The sequence below is a fragment of the Micromonospora sp. NPDC049047 genome (assembly GCF_040649135.1).
Lineage (GTDB): Bacteria > Actinomycetota > Actinomycetes > Mycobacteriales > Micromonosporaceae > Micromonospora.
In genome coordinates, this window is sequence record NZ_JBEZEY010000017.1 from 78,324 (window position 1) to 92,892 (window position 14,569).

Here is a 14,569-nt window from a genome sequence, read left to right on the forward strand (position 1 = left end):
TGCGGGTCCAGGTGCGGGACCGCCACCCCGGGTGCGGCCCAGGTGTGGGCCACGCCCGGGTCGGCGTGCCCCGGTCAGCGGCGGGCGCTGGGCGGCGCGGCCAACGGCAGCGGCAGTGTCGGTCGAACGTCGCGCCGGGACGGGCCGAAACTGAGCCCCACCGGATCGGTGTGGGCCACCCCCGGGTCGAACAGGCGCAGCTCGGTACGGCCGAGTCGGATCACGTCGCCGTCGGAGAGCCGCTCGACGTCGGTTATCCGGCGATCGTTGAGCCAGGTGCCGTTTGTCGAGCCGAGGTCGCGCAGCGACGGGCCCTCCGGGGCCAACCACACCTCCGCGTGGCGGCGGCTCAGGTGCGGGTCGCTGATGACGACGTGACCGGTCGGTGCCCGACCGACCACCTGCGGCTCGACCCGAAGTCGAAAGCTCGCTCCGCGCATCGGCCCACCCGCCACAGTCAACAGCGGCATAAGTTCCGGATGTTCCTCCATGGACAGTCAGCCCTCCACCCCACACCGTTACTCCGCGCGTCAGCCTGCCATCAGACGGTAGTCATCGATACCGACCGGCCGGTCAGCTCCTCGTCACCTCCCGGCTACCCACCGTTCGACGGTTCGGGCGGGTCGTTTTCGTCATCGGCATCGTGGCCTGCACTGATAAACGATCAGGCGAAGCGCTACGGCTCCGGCCCGGTTGGTCACGATCCGGACCTACCCGTGAGTAATCTTCGGGTCTAGACTTCCGCCATGACGGCTGTGCATGTCCCCGGTCTTCCGGTCATCGAGGCAGGTCGGCTGGTCTCCACCAGCCCGGCCACCGGTGCGGAAGCCGGCCGGTTCCCGGTCGCTACCGACGCCGACGTCCGGCGGGCCGTCGAGAACGCCCGCACGGCCGGCGGGTGGTGGGCCGGGCTCGACTTCACCGACCGCCGCGAACGGATGCTGCGCTGGCGTGCCCTGCTCGCCAAACGCATCGAGGAGCTGGCCCAGCTGGTGCATGTCGAGGGCGGCAAGCCGACCGCCGACGCCATCGTCGAGATCGTCACCGCGATCGAGCACATCGACTGGGCCGCCCGCAACGCCAGCCGCGTACTCGGCCCGCGCCGGGTGCGGTCCCGGCTGATCCTCGCCGAGTTCTCCGGCCACCTCGAATACCAGCCGCACGGTGTCGTCGGCGTGATCGGGCCCTGGAACTATCCGGTCTTCACCCCGATCGGTTCCGCCGCGTACGCGTTGGCCGCCGGCAACGCCGTGGTGCTCAAGCCGAGCGAATACACCCCGGCCGCCGGCCAGTGGCTGGTGGACAGCTTCGCCGAGGTGGTGCCCGAGCACCAGGTGTTCACCGCAGTGCACGGGCTGGGCGACGTGGGGGCGGCGCTGTGCCGCTCCGGGGTCGACAAGGTGGCCTTCACCGGCTCGACCGCCACCGCCCGGAAGGTGATGGCCGCCTGCGCCGAGACGCTGACCCCGGTGCTGATCGAGGGCGGCGGCAAGGACGCCATGATCGTCGACAGCGACGCCGACCTGGACGCCGCGGCCGAGGCGTGCGTCTGGGGCGGCATGACAAACGCGGGTCAGACCTGCATCGGCATCGAGCGGGTGTACGCCGTCGACTCGGTCTTCGACGCCTTCGTCGACAAGGTGGTCGCCCGGGCCGGTCGGTTGACCGTCGGGCCGGAGGGCACCGACATCGGGCCGATCACCATGCCCCGGCAACTCGACGTGATCCGCCAGCACATCGACGCGGCGATCGCCTCCGGCGGGCGTGCCGTGCTCGGCGGCCCGAGCGCGGTCCAGCCGCCGTACGTGCACCCGACGGTGCTCGTGGACGTCCCGGAGGAGTCGGCCGCCGTCCGTGAGGAGACCTTCGGCCCGACGCTCACCATCAGCCGGGTCCGCGACGCCGACGAGGCCGTCAGCCGCGCCAACGCCCTGTCGTACGGCCTCGGCGGTTCGGTCTTCGGCCGGCGGCGGGCGGTGGCCATCGCGAGGCAGCTGCGCTCCGGAATGGCCGCGATCAACTCTTCACTGACCTTCGCCGGCATGTCCACCCTGCCCTTCGGTGGGGTCGGCGACTCCGGCTTCGGGCGGATCCACGGGGCGGACGGGCTGCGCGAGTTCGGCCGGGCCAAGGCCGTGACCCGCCGTCGGGCCCGCTCGCTGCTGCCCTCGATGACCTTCGAACGGACCCCGACCGACGTGGCCCGACTCGTCAAGGCCATCAAAATTATGTACGGAAGGTGAGTGTCAGATAACCGATCTTCACTAAGGATCGGCGTATCCACATGTTTATGTGCGATGTCAGCGGCGGTACATTACGTTAAATGGGCCCCAATCGATTGCGCTACCGCCTTGTCGACAGCGACCAGTCGTGGAGTGCGCGGCGGCGCCGGCACCGCTCGGACTGGTTGGCGCGCACCTTTCCCGACATCGGCGACATGCACGTGGTCGACCTGGGCGGCCGGCTCGGCACCTGGCACCGCGCGACCGTCCGGCCGGCCCGGGTGACGGTCATCAACCTGGAGCAGCCGCCAGCCGTCGTGCCGGACTGGGCCCACGTCGAACAGGCCGACGCCTGCGAGCTGCCACCGCGCCTCACCAGGAGCGACTACGACCTGGTCTTCTCCAACTCCGTGCTGGAGCATGTGGGCGGGCACGAACGCCGGCTGCGCTTCGCCGCCACCGCCCGCGCGATGGCCGACCGGCACTGGGTGCAGACGCCCTACCGCTACTTCCCCATCGAGCCACACTGGATCGCGCCCGGGATGCAGTTCCTGCCGGTGCGACTGCGCACCGCGCTCGCCCGCCGTTGGCCGCTGGGCCACAAGCCGACCCGCAGTCACGAGGCCGCCATCCACCAGGTGCTCTGGACCGAACTGCTCGACCGCTCGCAGATGCGCCACTACTTCCCCGACTCGACAATGCTTGTCGAGCGGGCGTTCGGCCTGCCCAAGTCGCTGATCGCGGTGCGTACCGGCGGGTGAGCCCGATCAGAAGAGCGTCAGTTCGTCCTTCTCGATGCCCCGCAACTGGTCGTAGTTCACGACCACGCACCGGATGCCCCGGTCGGCGGCGAGCACCCGGGCCTGCGGCTTGATCTCCTGAGCCGCGAAGACCCCGGCCACCGGGCTGAGCAGCGGGTCACGGTTCATCAACTCGAGGTATCGAGTCAGCTGCTCCACACCGTCGATGTCGCCGCGCCGCTTGACCTCCACGGCGACCGCACCGGAGTTGGCGTCCCGGCAGAGCAGGTCGACCGGGCCGATCGCCGTCATGTACTCGCGGCGGACAAGCGTGAACCCCTCGCCCAACGCACCGGGGTTGGCGGCCAACAACTCCTGCAGGTGCGCCTCCACCCCGTCCTTGCGCAGGCCCGGGTCCACGCCCAGCTCGTACGAGGTGTCCTGGAAGATCTCCTCCAGGGTGATCCGCAGCTCCTCGCCGGCCTTGTTGACCACCCGCCACACGCCGGGGGCCTCCTCCAACCGGCACGGCGGGCTCATCCAGTTCAACGGCTTGTACGCCCGGTCGTCGGCATGGATCGACACCGACCCGTCCGCCTTCACCATCAGCAACCGGGTGGCCGGCGGCAGGTGAGCCGAGAGCCGTCCGACATAGTCCACCGAGCACTTCGCAATGACCAACCGCACCCGACGAGGGTAGCCGAGGACCCAGCGGTCGCCACCGAGCGGCACTGGCGCGTCGATGCGATGCTGAGACCGTGTTCGAAGTCCTCACCGGCACCGGCCTCGCCGCCTCGGCGGGCCTGAACGCCTACATACCCCTTCTTGTCCTCGGCCTGCTCGGCCGCTACACCGACCTGATCGACCTGCCAAGCGGCTGGACCTGGCTCGGCAACGGCTGGGTCATCGTCATCCTGGCCGTGTTGCTCGCCGTGGAGACGGTGGCGGACAAGGTGCCGGTGGTCGACCACATAAACGACGTGGTGCAGACAGTGGTCCGTCCCACCGCCGGTGGCCTGGCCTTCGGTGCCGGATCCTCGTCGGAGACGGTGACGGTCAGCGACCCGGGGAGTTTCTTCTCGTCGCACGAGTGGGTGCCGGTCGCCACCGGCGTGCTGCTGGCGTTGGGCGTACACCTGCTCAAGTCCGCCGCCCGGCCGGTGATCAACGCGACCACCGCCGGGTTCGGCGCCCCGGTGGCCAGCACCGCCGAGGATGCCACAAGCGTTGTGGTCTCCCTGGTGGCGATCGTCCTGCCGGTGCTGGTGCTTGCTTTCCTGCTCGGCCTGGTGGCCTTCTTCTACTGGTTCCTGCGACGGCGCTCGGAACGCCGCCGGGAACGCGAGGCGGCCCGCGCCGCCGGCTTCCGGGTCTGAGCGCAGGTGCCGGTCGGGCCTGGCATATCGGGGTCGGCCGGGCCGACAAAAGCCTAGGATCGGGGCAAAGACCTAGAGGAGGTTGGCATGACCGCAGCGTTGGAGATGCCCCGAGTCCAGGAATGTGTCGTCGCCGCGTGCGCGTACAACCAGGCGGGTGACTGCCACGCCTTCGCGATCACGATCGGCAGCATGGATCACGCGCACTGCCACACCTTCGTCGAGTCGCCGGTACGCGGCGGGGTGGATGGCCTGACCGCCCAGGTCGGCGCCTGCCAGCGGGCCGACTGCCGGCACAACGAGCAGTTGGAGTGCCACGCGTCGGCCATCCGGGTCGGCCCGGACAACGACCTGGCCGACTGCATGACGTACGCCAGCCGCTGACCCGCCGACGGCCGGATCAGGGCAGGTCGTTGGCCCTCCGGATGACGGTCACCAGGTCGTCGATGATGTCGGTGAGGGCGAAGTCCTTCGGGGTGAAGACCCGGGCCACCCCGGCCGCCCGGAGCGTGTCCGCGTCACCGGCGGGGATGATGCCGCCCACGACCACCGGTAGGTCCGCCCGCCCGGCGGCGCGCAGCCCGTCGAGCACCGCGGGCACGGCGGCCAGATGCGAACCGGAGAGCACCGACAGCCCGACCAGGTCGACGTCCTCCTCTACCGCGGCGGCGACGATCTGTCCCGCGGTCAGCCGGATGCCCTGGTAGACGACCTCGAAACCGGCGTCGCGGGCGCGTACCGCGATCTGCTCCGCGCCGTTGGAGTGCCCGTCCAGTCCCGGTTTGCCGACCAGCAGCCGCAGCCGGCCGCTGCCCAACTCCCGGGCGGTGGCGACGACCCGTTCGCGGACGGCGGCGAGGCGCGGGCCCCCGCCACCGCCGCCGGTGGCACCGGCCAGGCCGGTGGGTGCCCGGTACTCGCCGAAGACCTGCCGCAGCGCGCCGGCCCACTCGCCGGTGGTCACCCCGGCCCGCACGCACGCCAGGGTGGCCGGCATCAGGTTGGTGGTGGTCGCGGCGTCCGCGCGGAGCCGGTCGAGTGCCGCGTCCACTGCCGCGCCGTCCCGATCGGCACGCCATCGGCGTACGCCCTCGACAGCGGCGGCCTCGACCGCGGGGTCGACCTGCTCGACGGCGTCCGCTCCGGCGGCGGTGAGCGGCGAGGGCTCGGTCTCGGGGTAGCGGTTGACCCCGACCACCACGTCGGCACCGGACTCGATCCGGCGGCGGCGCTCGGCCAGCGAGGCGACGAGCGCGCTCTTGAGGTAGCCGGTCTCCACGGCCGCCACCACGCCGCCCAGTTCCAGCACCTTGTCCAGTTCGACCCGGGCCCCGGTGACGATCTCGTCCACCAGCGCTGTCATCACGTGCGAGCCGGCGAACAGGTCCGGGTATTCGAGCAGATCCGACTCGTACGCCAGGACCTGCTGCATCCGCAGCGACCACTGCTGGTCCCAGGGGCGGGGCAGGCCGAGCGCCTCGTTCCAGGCGGGCAGCTGCACGGCGCGGGCCCGCGCGTCGCGGGACATCGTCACCCCGAGCATCTCCAGCACGATGCGCTGGATGTTGTTCTCCGGCTGCGCCTCGGTGAGGCCGAGCGAGTTGACCTGCACGCCGTAGCGGAACCGTCGTTGCCGGGCGTCGGTGACCGCGTACCGGTCCCGGGTGATCTCGTCCCAGAGCACGCCGAACGCGCGCATCTTGGCGATCTCCTCGACGAAGCGCACACCTGCGTTGACGAAGAACGAGACCCGCTGCACCACGTCACCCATCCGCTCCGGCGGCACCTGGCCGGAGTCCCGGACCGCGTCGAGCACGGCTACCGCGGTGGCCAGCGCGAAGCCCACCTCCTGCACCGGCGTGGCACCGGCCTCCTGGAGGTGGTACGAGCAGATGTTCACCGGGTTCCACCGGGGCATCGTCGTCACCGTGTGGGCGATGACGTCGGCGGTGAGCCGCAGCGACGCGGCCGGCGGAAAGATGTAGGTCCCCCGGGACAGGTACTCCTTGATGATGTCGTTCTGGGTGGTCCCGGCGAGCATGTCGGCGGTCCAGCCCTGCTCCATGGCGACGGTGCCGTAGAGGGAGAGCAGCCACATCGCCGGGGCGTTGATGGTCATCGAGGTGTTCATCTCGGCGAGCGGTATGCCGTCGAAGAGCGCCCGCATGTCGCCGAGGTGGGCCACCGGCACGCCGACCCGGCCGACCTCACCGGCGGCCAACTCGTGGTCCGGGTCGTACCCGGTCTGGGTGGGCAGGTCGAAGGCGACCGAGAGGCCGGTCTGCCCCTTTGCCAGGTTGCGCCGGAAGAGGGCGTTGGACGCGGTGGCCGACGAGTGCCCGGCGTAGGTGCGCATCACCCACGGGCGGTCCCGCTCGGGCAGCCGCCCCGCAGATGCCGTCTCATCCATGCCTGGAGCTTAAGTTACCGTTCAGTAAAACGGGTTGTGGAAAACCACACAGGTCCATGTCGGGGATGTCCGGGTGCGAAGTACGCGCAGTGGTGCGCACCGCTACACCCCGGACACGACGCCGGTCGGGTCAGGACGCACACTTGACGGCATGGATGACGAGCTGGCCATCTCCGTCCGTGGGCTGCGCAAGGCGTACGGCGACAACGTCGCGGTGGCGGGCGTGGACCTCGACGTACGCCGGGGCGAGGTGTTCGCGTTGCTCGGCCCGAACGGCGCCGGGAAGACCACCACCGTGGAGATCCTGGAGGGTTACCGACACCGGGATGCCGGTGAGGTCTCGGTGCTCGGCACGGACCCCGAGAAACCGGACACCGACTGGCGCTCCCGCGTCGGCATCGTGCTCCAGGGCACCGGCGAGTTCGACGAGCTGACAGTGGCCGAGGTGATCCGGCACTTCTCCGGCTTCTATCCCGACGCCGACGACCCGGGCAAGGTGATCGAACGGGTCGGGCTGGCCGACAAGGCGAAGGCGCGTACGCACACCCTCTCCGGCGGTCAGAAGCGCCGCCTGGACGTGGCGCTGGGCATCATCGGTCGCCCCGAGCTGCTCTTCCTCGACGAGCCGACCACCGGCTTCGACCCGGAGGCCCGCCGCGAGTTCTGGGAGCTGATCCGCGACCTCGCCGCGGCCGGCACCACGATCGTGCTCACCACGCACTATCTGGACGAGGCGGAGGCGCTCGCCGACCGGGTCGGGGTGATCGCCGGCGGCCGGCTGGTCGAGGTGGCCGCCCCGAACCGGCTGGGCAACCGGCAGGAGGCCCTTGCCACGGTCTCCTGGCGTACCCCGGACGGGACGCCGGAGCTTGCCCAAACCGCGACGCCGACGGCCCTGGTGGCCGACCTGGCCGCGCGTTATGGCGGCGAGGTTCCCGGGCTCACGGTGACCCGACCGACCCTGGAGGACGTTTACCTCACCATGATCGGACACGCGCGATGACGACCACGACGAAGCCGGCCACACCGCTCACCATCACCCGCGGCCGGCTACCACGTGCTGGCGCGCTCGCCCTGCGCCAGGGCCGACTGGAGATCACCCAGTTCCTGCGCAGCCGGGAGTCTGTGGTCTTCACAATGGGCTTCCCGATCATCATGATCCTGATCTTCGCGTCGATCTTCAGCGGCGAGATCGGTGGCGGGGTCAAGTACACGCAGTACTTCATCACCGGCATGATCGCGACCGGCCTGATGACTGTGAGCTTCCAGAACCTGGGCGTCTGGATCCCGATCGAGCGCGACCGCGGGGTGCTCAAGCGCTACCAGGGCACGCCGATGCCGAAGTGGGTGTGGTTCGCCGGCAAGGTCCTCATGGTGGTGGGGATCGGCATCGCCGAGACCGCGCTGCTGCTTGCCGTCGCTGTGGCGTTGTTCGACCTCGACCTGCCGGGCACCGCCGGGAAGTGGCTCACCTTCGGCTGGGTAGCCGTGCTCGGCGTGACCGCGTGCACCCTGTGCGGCATCGCCATCTCGTCGCTGGCCCGCACCGCCCGCAGCGGCTCGGCGGTGGTCACCCCGGTCGCCCTGGTGCTCCAGTTCATCTCCGGGGTGTTCTTCGTCTTCACCGACCTGCCCACCTGGATGCAGCAGGTGGCGGCGCTGTTCCCGCTCAAGTGGATGTGCCAGGGGCTGCGGTCGGTCTTCCTGCCGGAGAGCTTCGGCGCCCAGGAACCGGGCGGCTCGTTCGAGCTGGGCCGGGTCGCGCTGGTGCTGGCCCTGTGGTGCGTGATCGGTCTGGTGCTCTGCCTGACCACGTTCCGCTGGACCACCAGGCGCGACGGCTGACCGACCGGCCGGGGCGGGATGCCGCCCCGGCCGACCTCCCTCAGTACGTGTAGAAACCCTTGCCGGTCTTGCGGCCCAGGTCGCCGGCGGTGACCATCCGCTGGAGCAGCTCCGGCGGAAAGAACTTCTCGTCGGCCGTGTCGGTGTAGATGTTCTTCGAGGCGTGCAGCAGCACGTCCACGCCGGTCAGGTCGGTGGTGGCCAGCGGGCCCATCGCGTGCCCGAAGCCCAGCCGGCAGGCGGTGTCCAGATCCTCGGCCGACACCACGCCGGACTCCACGAGCTTGACCGCCTCCATCACCAGGACAGAGATCAACCGGGTGGTGACGAAGCCGGCGATGTCCCTGTTGACCACCACCACCGTCTTGCCGATCTCCTCGGCGAACGCCCGCGCGGTGTCGAGCGTCGCGTCGCTTGTCGAATAACCGCGCACCAGCTCGCAGAGCTGCATCATCGGCACCGGGGAGAAGAAGTGGGTGCCGACGACCGCCTCGGGCCGCTCGGTCACCGCGGCGATCTGGGTGACCGGGATGGCCGAGGTGTTGGTGGCGAGCACCGCGTCCGACTTGCAGATCTTGTCCAGGGCGCGGAACACCTCGTGCTTGATCTCCAGCCGCTCGAAGACCGCCTCGACCACGATGTCCGCGTCGGCCGCCGCCTCCAGCTCGGTGGTCGGGGTGATCCGGGCCAGCGTCGCCTCGACCTCGGACGCCTCGATCTTGCCCTTCTCGGCGAACTTCTCAAGTGACTTCCGAATGCCGCCGATCCCCCGGTTGGTGGCCGCGTCGTCCAGGTCGCGCAGCGTCACCTGCCAGCCCGCCTGCGCCGCCACCTGGGCGATGCCGGAACCCATCAACCCCGCCCCGACGACCGCGAGTCGACCCGCCATCTACTTCTCCCTCGCTGCGATTGAGTGCCTCACTGCACCCTAGCCGGCAGACCTGAACGATGACTAAGTGCTCGGCACGAAAGGATGTCTGGCGCCCCCCAGGGCGACCGGTGACGGATTCACGACTCCGTTCTCCGAACAAACTCCCTCGCGGGTGCATCGAACCCTACGACAACAAACACCAAGCGGAACAAGCCAGGAGCTCACGATGCGTGCCACGTCCGTTGCCGGAACCCTCGCCTGCCTTCTCCTCGTCGCCGGGTGTGCGACACCCGCGCACCAGGACGGCAACGCCGCCCCGGCCGGCTCACCAGACCCCACGACCAGCGCGGCCACCACCGGGACGCCCGCGTCGTCCACGCCGCCCACGCCGTCCGCGTCGTCCACGCCGTCCACGCCGTCGGTGCGGCCGTCGAGCAGCGCCACCACCAGCGCTCCGCTCGTCCTGGGCCCGGATGGCATCGGCTCGCTGAAGCTCGGAATGACCCGTCAGCAGGCCACCGCGACAGAAATGCTGCGCCCGTTCGCCACCACGGGCCGCTGCGGTACGGCAACCCTGCGCGCCGCCCCGTTCGAAGAGGGAGCCGTCACCCTCTCGCCGACCCTGGGAATCGCCGCCATCAGCGCGTGGTCCGGCATCAAGACGCCCGAGGGTCTGCGCATCGGCATGTCAAGCGCCGAGATGCTCCGGATCTACCCGGCGTACCGGCCCGCCGAGAACGCGGACGCGGCAAACGCCCGGGGCTACGCAACGACCCCCGGCAACAACAAGGCCTCCTACCGCATCGCGACGAGGAACGGCAAGGTCACCGCGCTGGCCCTGCAGCTCAAGAACCAGGACTGCTACGAATAGACGGATCGGACCCGGCCGGCCTGCGGCGCCAGTGAGCTGGACAACCGCAGGTCGGCCAGGATCTCGTCGGTCAGGTCGGCGGCGCCTACCTGCTTGATCTGTAGGTAGACGCCGAAGCCGCGCTGCGGCACGCCGAGCACCACCTCGCTGAAGGAGACCGCGGCGCCGCACGAGGTCCAGCGCCGCACCCGGGCCTGGTTACCACCCACGTCCAGGGTCCGGTCGGGCTGCCTGACGCAGGAGGTGTGGCTGGGCAGCGCGGGTGCCGCGCCGCCGGCAAGCAACGCCTTGCTCGCACCGACGAACACCCCGGGTATGTCGCTCGCCGGGTCGGGCCAGGCGCCGAGGTCCGGGGCGATCACGAGACCCGGCGCCTGGCCAGCGGGGAGTCGCAGCACCGAAGGATCCCAGCCGGCGTCCTTCACCTCGCCGGCCCAGCTCGACGGCACCGCGACCGACAGGGCACCAGAGACGTCGTACACGCGTACCCAACCCGACCGGGTCGCCAGTGTGGCGTTGGAGCCCGCCGTCGCCAGCACCGCGGTCAGTGCGACCCCGACCCCGACAACCCTTCCCGACCACCGCACGAAACGGCCACGGCCCCTGTGTCGTTCCATCGACGCGATGACCCGGTGCAGCTCGTCGAGCAGGACCGCGGCGGACGCCCACCGTTGCCGGGGATCGTGATGCAGCGCGCGTCGCACCAGATCGTCCACCATGGACGGCACTCCGGGTCGCACCTGGGACGGCCTGGGCACCGACCGCCCACCCCGGCCCGCGCGGCTGACCTGCTCGGGCGGGCTCCCGGTCAGCATGTGGTACAGGGTCGCGCCGATCGCGTACACGTCGGCGCGGATGTCCAGGCCGCCGCCAGGAGTGGCCTGCTCCGGCGGCATGTAGCCGGGTGTGCCGGCGGCGATGGTGAAGCCTGACGCGTTCGCGAGCGCCTTGGCCAGGCCGAGGTCGGCGACGAGCACCCGATCCCGATCCGCCCCCGGCTGAAACAGCACATTGGACGGCTTGAGATCACGGTGCAGCACACCGGCCTCGTGCAGCACCGTGACGGCACCGGCGATGTCGGCCGCGACGAGCAGGGCCTCCCGTACCGGCATCGGCCCCGAGACCAGCCGATCCGCGAGGGTGCCACCGGCCGCGTACGGCATCACCAGGTACGGCCGACCGTCGGGCAGCTCACCGACGTCGAGAACACGCACGAGCAGGCTGGAATCCGTCCGCCGCATGATCCGCGCCTCCTGCTCGAAGCGCTCCCGCAGATCGGCGTGGTACGACCAGTTGTCGGCCAGCACCTTGATCGCCACCGACGCGTCCAGGGCGTCGTCCGCGCCGAGCCACACGGTGGCGAACGCTCCGGAACCGATTCGTCGCAGAACGCGATATCGGCCGATCTTGTCGGGTACTGACACGCCCGTATTATGGCCCCCAGGACGGGGACGAACGGGGCCGGAGCATGTCAGACGATCTTGAAATTGAGGAGCTTGCCGGCCGTGCCGCCACGGGCGACGCCGCCGCTCTCGACGCGCTGCTGATCAGGGTCGGCCCGCAGGTCCTGCGGCAGTGCCTGCGCCTGCTCCCGTGCCGGCAGGACGCCGAGGAGGCGTGCCAGGACGCCCTGCTGCAGGTCGCACGCAAGATTGACAGCTTCGCGGGACGCTCGAAGTTCTCCACCTGGCTGTACGTCGTCACGGCCAACTGCGCCCGGCAGACGTACCGGAGCCTCAAGCGCCGGGCCGACGAGCAGTCCACGGGAGTGCTGCCCCTCGACGCCGCCGACCCGCGCACGACGAGCGTGATCGCGGGCTCCCGGCTCGACCTGCTCGACGCACTGGAACGGCTTGAGGCGCACCGACCCGAACTGGTCGCCCCACTGGTGATGCGTGACCTGTGCCAGTTGACCTACGACGAGATCGCCGACCATCTCGACATTCCGGTCGGCACCCTGAAGTCACGCATCCACGACGCGCGACGGCACGTACGCGCCTCGCTGCGGGCCGCCTGACAGCACGAGCGCCGCGACAGGCACCGGTCGCGTGGTCCGCGGGTCTCAGATCTCCAGCGCCGGTTCCTCCGGGGTGGTGCCCCGCTCGACCGCCACCCCGAGCGCGCGGAGATCGGCCACGAAGTCCGGGTAACCGCGGTCGACGTGGTGCACGTGGGAAACCTCGGTGACCCCCTGTGCGCACAGCCCGGCGATGATCAGCCCAGCGCCGGCGCGGATGTCGGTCGCCTGCACCGGTGCGCCGGAGAGCCGGTCCCGCCCGCGGACCACCGCGTGGTGCCCGTCGGTCTTGATGTCCGCGCCGAGCCGCATCATCTCGTTCGCGAACATGAACCGACCGTCGAAGATGTTCTCGGTGATCAGCGAGGCCCCGTCACTGACCGCGGCCAGCCCGATCGCCATCGGCAGCAGGTCGGTGGCGAAGCCGGGATACGGCAGGGTCACCACGTCCACCGCGCGGGGCCGGTCGTCCATGCGTACCCGGAAGCCGTCACCGCGCGTCTCGACCAGGCCGCCGGCCGCCACCACCTTGTCCAGCGCGACCTCCAGGTACGCCGGGTCCAGCCCGGTCACCGTCACGTCGCCGCGGGTCATCGCCGCCCCGAACGCCCAGGTGCCGGCGACGATCCGGTCCCCCACCGTGGCGTGCCGCACCGCGTGCAGACCGGGCACCCCGGTGATCCGCAACGTGGAGGTGCCCGCACCGGAGATCCGCGCGCCCATCTGGCTGAGCATCGTGCAGATGTCGACGATCTCCGGCTCCCGAGCGGCATTGTCGATCGTCGTGACGCCCTGGGCCAGCACCGCCGCCATCACCAGGTTCTCGGTCGCGCCCACGCTGGGGAAGTCCAACACGATGTCCGCGCCGTGCAGCCCGTGCGGGGCCTCGGCGATCACGAACCCGTGCTCGCCGGAGATCTCCGCACCCATCCGGGTCAGCCCGGAGATGTGCATGTCCAGGCCACGCGAGCCGATCGCGTCGCCGCCGGGGTGGGCCACCCGCACGTACCCCCGGCGGGCCAGCAGCGGGCCGAGCACACAGATCGACGCGCGCAACCGCCGGACCAGGTCGTAGTCGGCCTCCGCGCCCGGTTGCTCCGGTACGTCGATGGTCACCGAGCGGGACCGGGCCACCCCGCCCCGGGCCACCATCGGGTCGACCGGGTCATCCGCGTCGAACCGGACGTCGCAGCCCAGCCGGCGCAGCACCTCGCCCATGATCGCGATGTCGGTGATCCGTGGGACGTTCGTGATCACACTGCGGCCCGGGGCGAGCAGCGCGGCGGCCATCAGCTTCAACGCCGAGTTCTTCGCCCCCACCACGTGCACGGTGCCGGTGAGCCGGGCGTCGCCGTGCACCCGGATGACGTCGACATCGTTTACCGCCGGGTCGCCCGCGTCGCCGGCGCCCACCACCACCGGCCAACCGGTCGCGCTCTCCGGCGGCGCCGGGATCGTCAGGTCGGGTATCCGTAGGCTGTGCGTCATGGCCGTCCACCTCACGCGCATCTACACCAAGGCCGGCGATGCCGGCATGACCAGGCTGAGCAACAACGAGCAGGTGCCGAAGACCGATCCTCGGATCGCCGCGTACGCGGATGTCGACGAGTGCAACGCCGCGATCGGCGTCGCACTCGCACTGGGAAACCTCGAAGCGGAGCTTCGCGACGTGCTGGCGTCGGTGCAGAACGATCTGTTCGACGTCGGCGCCGACCTGTCCACCCCGGTCGAGCCGGAGCCGAAGTACCCGCCGCTGCGGGTGACCGAGGAGTACGTCGAGCGCCTCGAAGGTTGGTGCGACGAGTACAACGCACGCCTCAGCAAGCTCGACTCCTTCATCCTCCCCGGCGGCACCCCCGGCGCGGCGCTGCTCCACGTGGCACGGACCACCGCCCGGCGAGCCGAACGCGCGGCGTGGGCGCTGGTCAGCCACGATCCGGACCGGACCAGCACCCTCCCGGCAAAGTATCTCAACCGGCTCTCCGATCTGCTCTTTATCCTGTCAAGAACGGCAAATCCGGCAGGAGATGTGCTATGGGTGCCGGGCGGCAAGCGCTGACCGTCGGTGCACCGCACCACGTCGAGGTCTGAATTCCCACTCTGGCCGCCGCCACGCGTAACCAAGACAGCCGGCCGGCTCGCCCACCAGCACGCCGACCGCCGGCCCGTCAGCCCTGGGCGGCTGGGCCCGTCAGCCCTGGCCGGCTGGGTCCAGCC

General features: G+C 70.4%; 15 protein-coding genes. 9 read left to right on the forward strand and 6 right to left on the reverse strand.

Annotated features, from left to right (window positions below; all coding sequences use genetic code 11):
- Nucleotides 1–74 precede the first annotated feature (74 nt).
- Complete coding sequence (locus AB0B86_RS24100; RefSeq protein ID WP_357412275.1) at nt 75–440, reverse strand: FHA domain-containing protein; 366 nt, start codon at nt 438–440, stop codon at nt 75–77.
- A 306-nt stretch (nt 441–746) separates the two neighbouring features.
- Between AB0B86_RS24100 and AB0B86_RS24105 the strand changes: the two genes are divergently transcribed.
- Both AB0B86_RS24105 and AB0B86_RS24110 read left to right on the forward strand, forming a co-directional pair.
- The gene (locus AB0B86_RS24105; protein WP_357419850.1) at nt 747–2,243 is read left to right on the forward strand and encodes an aldehyde dehydrogenase family protein; all 1,497 of its coding nucleotides are present in this window, start codon (nt 747–749) and stop codon (nt 2,241–2,243) included.
- A gap of 80 nt (nt 2,244–2,323) precedes the next feature.
- Entirely contained in the window at nt 2,324–2,983 is a 660-nt protein-coding gene (locus AB0B86_RS24110) for a class I SAM-dependent methyltransferase (protein WP_357419851.1), read from the forward strand.
- Between the two features lie 6 nt (nt 2,984–2,989).
- Here the strand turns inward: AB0B86_RS24110 and nucS are convergent, their stop codons facing one another.
- Nucleotides 2,990–3,649: an endonuclease NucS gene (gene nucS / locus AB0B86_RS24115; RefSeq protein ID WP_357419852.1), complete on the reverse strand. Its 660-nt coding sequence runs from the start codon at nt 3,647–3,649 to the stop codon at nt 2,990–2,992.
- 71 nt (nt 3,650–3,720) lie between these two features.
- On the opposite strand from nucS, the gene AB0B86_RS24120 reads away from it, so the two are divergent.
- Nucleotides 3,721–4,338 carry a DUF4126 domain-containing protein gene (locus AB0B86_RS24120; RefSeq protein WP_357419853.1) on the forward strand — a complete coding sequence of 206 codons (618 nt, stop codon included), beginning with the start codon at nt 3,721–3,723 and terminating at the stop codon, nt 4,336–4,338.
- An 87-nt stretch (nt 4,339–4,425) separates the two neighbouring features.
- Entirely contained in the window at nt 4,426–4,722 is a 297-nt protein-coding gene (locus tag AB0B86_RS24125) for a DUF1540 domain-containing protein (protein WP_357412283.1), read from the forward strand.
- 16 nt (nt 4,723–4,738) lie between these two features.
- On the opposite strand, the gene AB0B86_RS24130 is transcribed toward AB0B86_RS24125, so the two are convergent.
- The gene (locus AB0B86_RS24130; RefSeq protein WP_357419854.1) at nt 4,739–6,748 is read right to left on the reverse strand and encodes a protein meaA; all 2,010 of its coding nucleotides are present in this window, start codon (nt 6,746–6,748) and stop codon (nt 4,739–4,741) included.
- Nucleotides 6,749–6,899: 151 nt separating this feature from the next.
- On the opposite strand from AB0B86_RS24130, the gene AB0B86_RS24135 reads away from it, so the two are divergent.
- Nucleotides 6,900–7,751: an ABC transporter ATP-binding protein gene (locus tag AB0B86_RS24135; RefSeq protein ID WP_357412287.1), complete on the forward strand. Its 852-nt coding sequence runs from the start codon at nt 6,900–6,902 to the stop codon at nt 7,749–7,751.
- Nucleotides 7,748–8,593, forward strand: coding sequence for an ABC transporter permease (locus AB0B86_RS24140; protein ID WP_357412289.1), 846 nt, complete (start codon nt 7,748–7,750; stop codon nt 8,591–8,593). Before AB0B86_RS24135 ends, AB0B86_RS24140 begins: the two co-directional genes overlap by 4 nt.
- Nucleotides 8,594–8,633: 40 nt before the next feature.
- Here AB0B86_RS24140 and AB0B86_RS24145 read toward each other — a convergent pair whose 3' ends face one another.
- Nucleotides 8,634–9,482 carry a 3-hydroxyacyl-CoA dehydrogenase family protein gene (locus AB0B86_RS24145; protein WP_357412291.1) on the reverse strand — a complete coding sequence of 283 codons (849 nt, stop codon included), beginning with the start codon at nt 9,480–9,482 and terminating at the stop codon, nt 8,634–8,636.
- Nucleotides 9,483–9,690: 208 nt separating this feature from the next.
- Between AB0B86_RS24145 and AB0B86_RS24150 the strand changes: the two genes are divergently transcribed.
- The gene (locus tag AB0B86_RS24150; RefSeq protein WP_357419855.1) at nt 9,691–10,335 is read left to right on the forward strand and encodes a hypothetical protein; all 645 of its coding nucleotides are present in this window, start codon (nt 9,691–9,693) and stop codon (nt 10,333–10,335) included.
- Here the strand turns inward: AB0B86_RS24150 and AB0B86_RS24155 are convergent.
- On the reverse strand, nt 10,326–11,759 hold the full coding sequence (locus tag AB0B86_RS24155; protein WP_357419856.1) for a serine/threonine-protein kinase: 1,434 nt from the start codon (nt 11,757–11,759) through the stop codon (nt 10,326–10,328). The two genes, AB0B86_RS24150 and AB0B86_RS24155, sit on opposite strands and share 10 nt — an antisense overlap.
- 44 nt (nt 11,760–11,803) lie before the next feature.
- On the opposite strand from AB0B86_RS24155, the gene AB0B86_RS24160 reads away from it, so the two are divergent.
- Nucleotides 11,804–12,352 carry an RNA polymerase sigma factor gene (locus tag AB0B86_RS24160; protein ID WP_357419857.1) on the forward strand — a complete coding sequence of 183 codons (549 nt, stop codon included), beginning with the start codon at nt 11,804–11,806 and terminating at the stop codon, nt 12,350–12,352.
- A 45-nt stretch (nt 12,353–12,397) separates the two neighbouring features.
- On the opposite strand, the gene murA is transcribed toward AB0B86_RS24160, so the two are convergent.
- The gene (gene murA / locus AB0B86_RS24165) at nt 12,398–13,840 is read right to left on the reverse strand and encodes a UDP-N-acetylglucosamine 1-carboxyvinyltransferase (protein WP_357419858.1); all 1,443 of its coding nucleotides are present in this window, start codon (nt 13,838–13,840) and stop codon (nt 12,398–12,400) included.
- Here murA and AB0B86_RS24170 point away from each other — a divergent pair.
- The gene (locus AB0B86_RS24170) at nt 13,839–14,411 is read left to right on the forward strand and encodes a cob(I)yrinic acid a,c-diamide adenosyltransferase (RefSeq protein ID WP_357412301.1); all 573 of its coding nucleotides are present in this window, start codon (nt 13,839–13,841) and stop codon (nt 14,409–14,411) included. The genes murA and AB0B86_RS24170 overlap by 2 nt on opposite strands.
- The last annotated feature ends 158 nt before the right edge of the window (nt 14,412–14,569 follow it).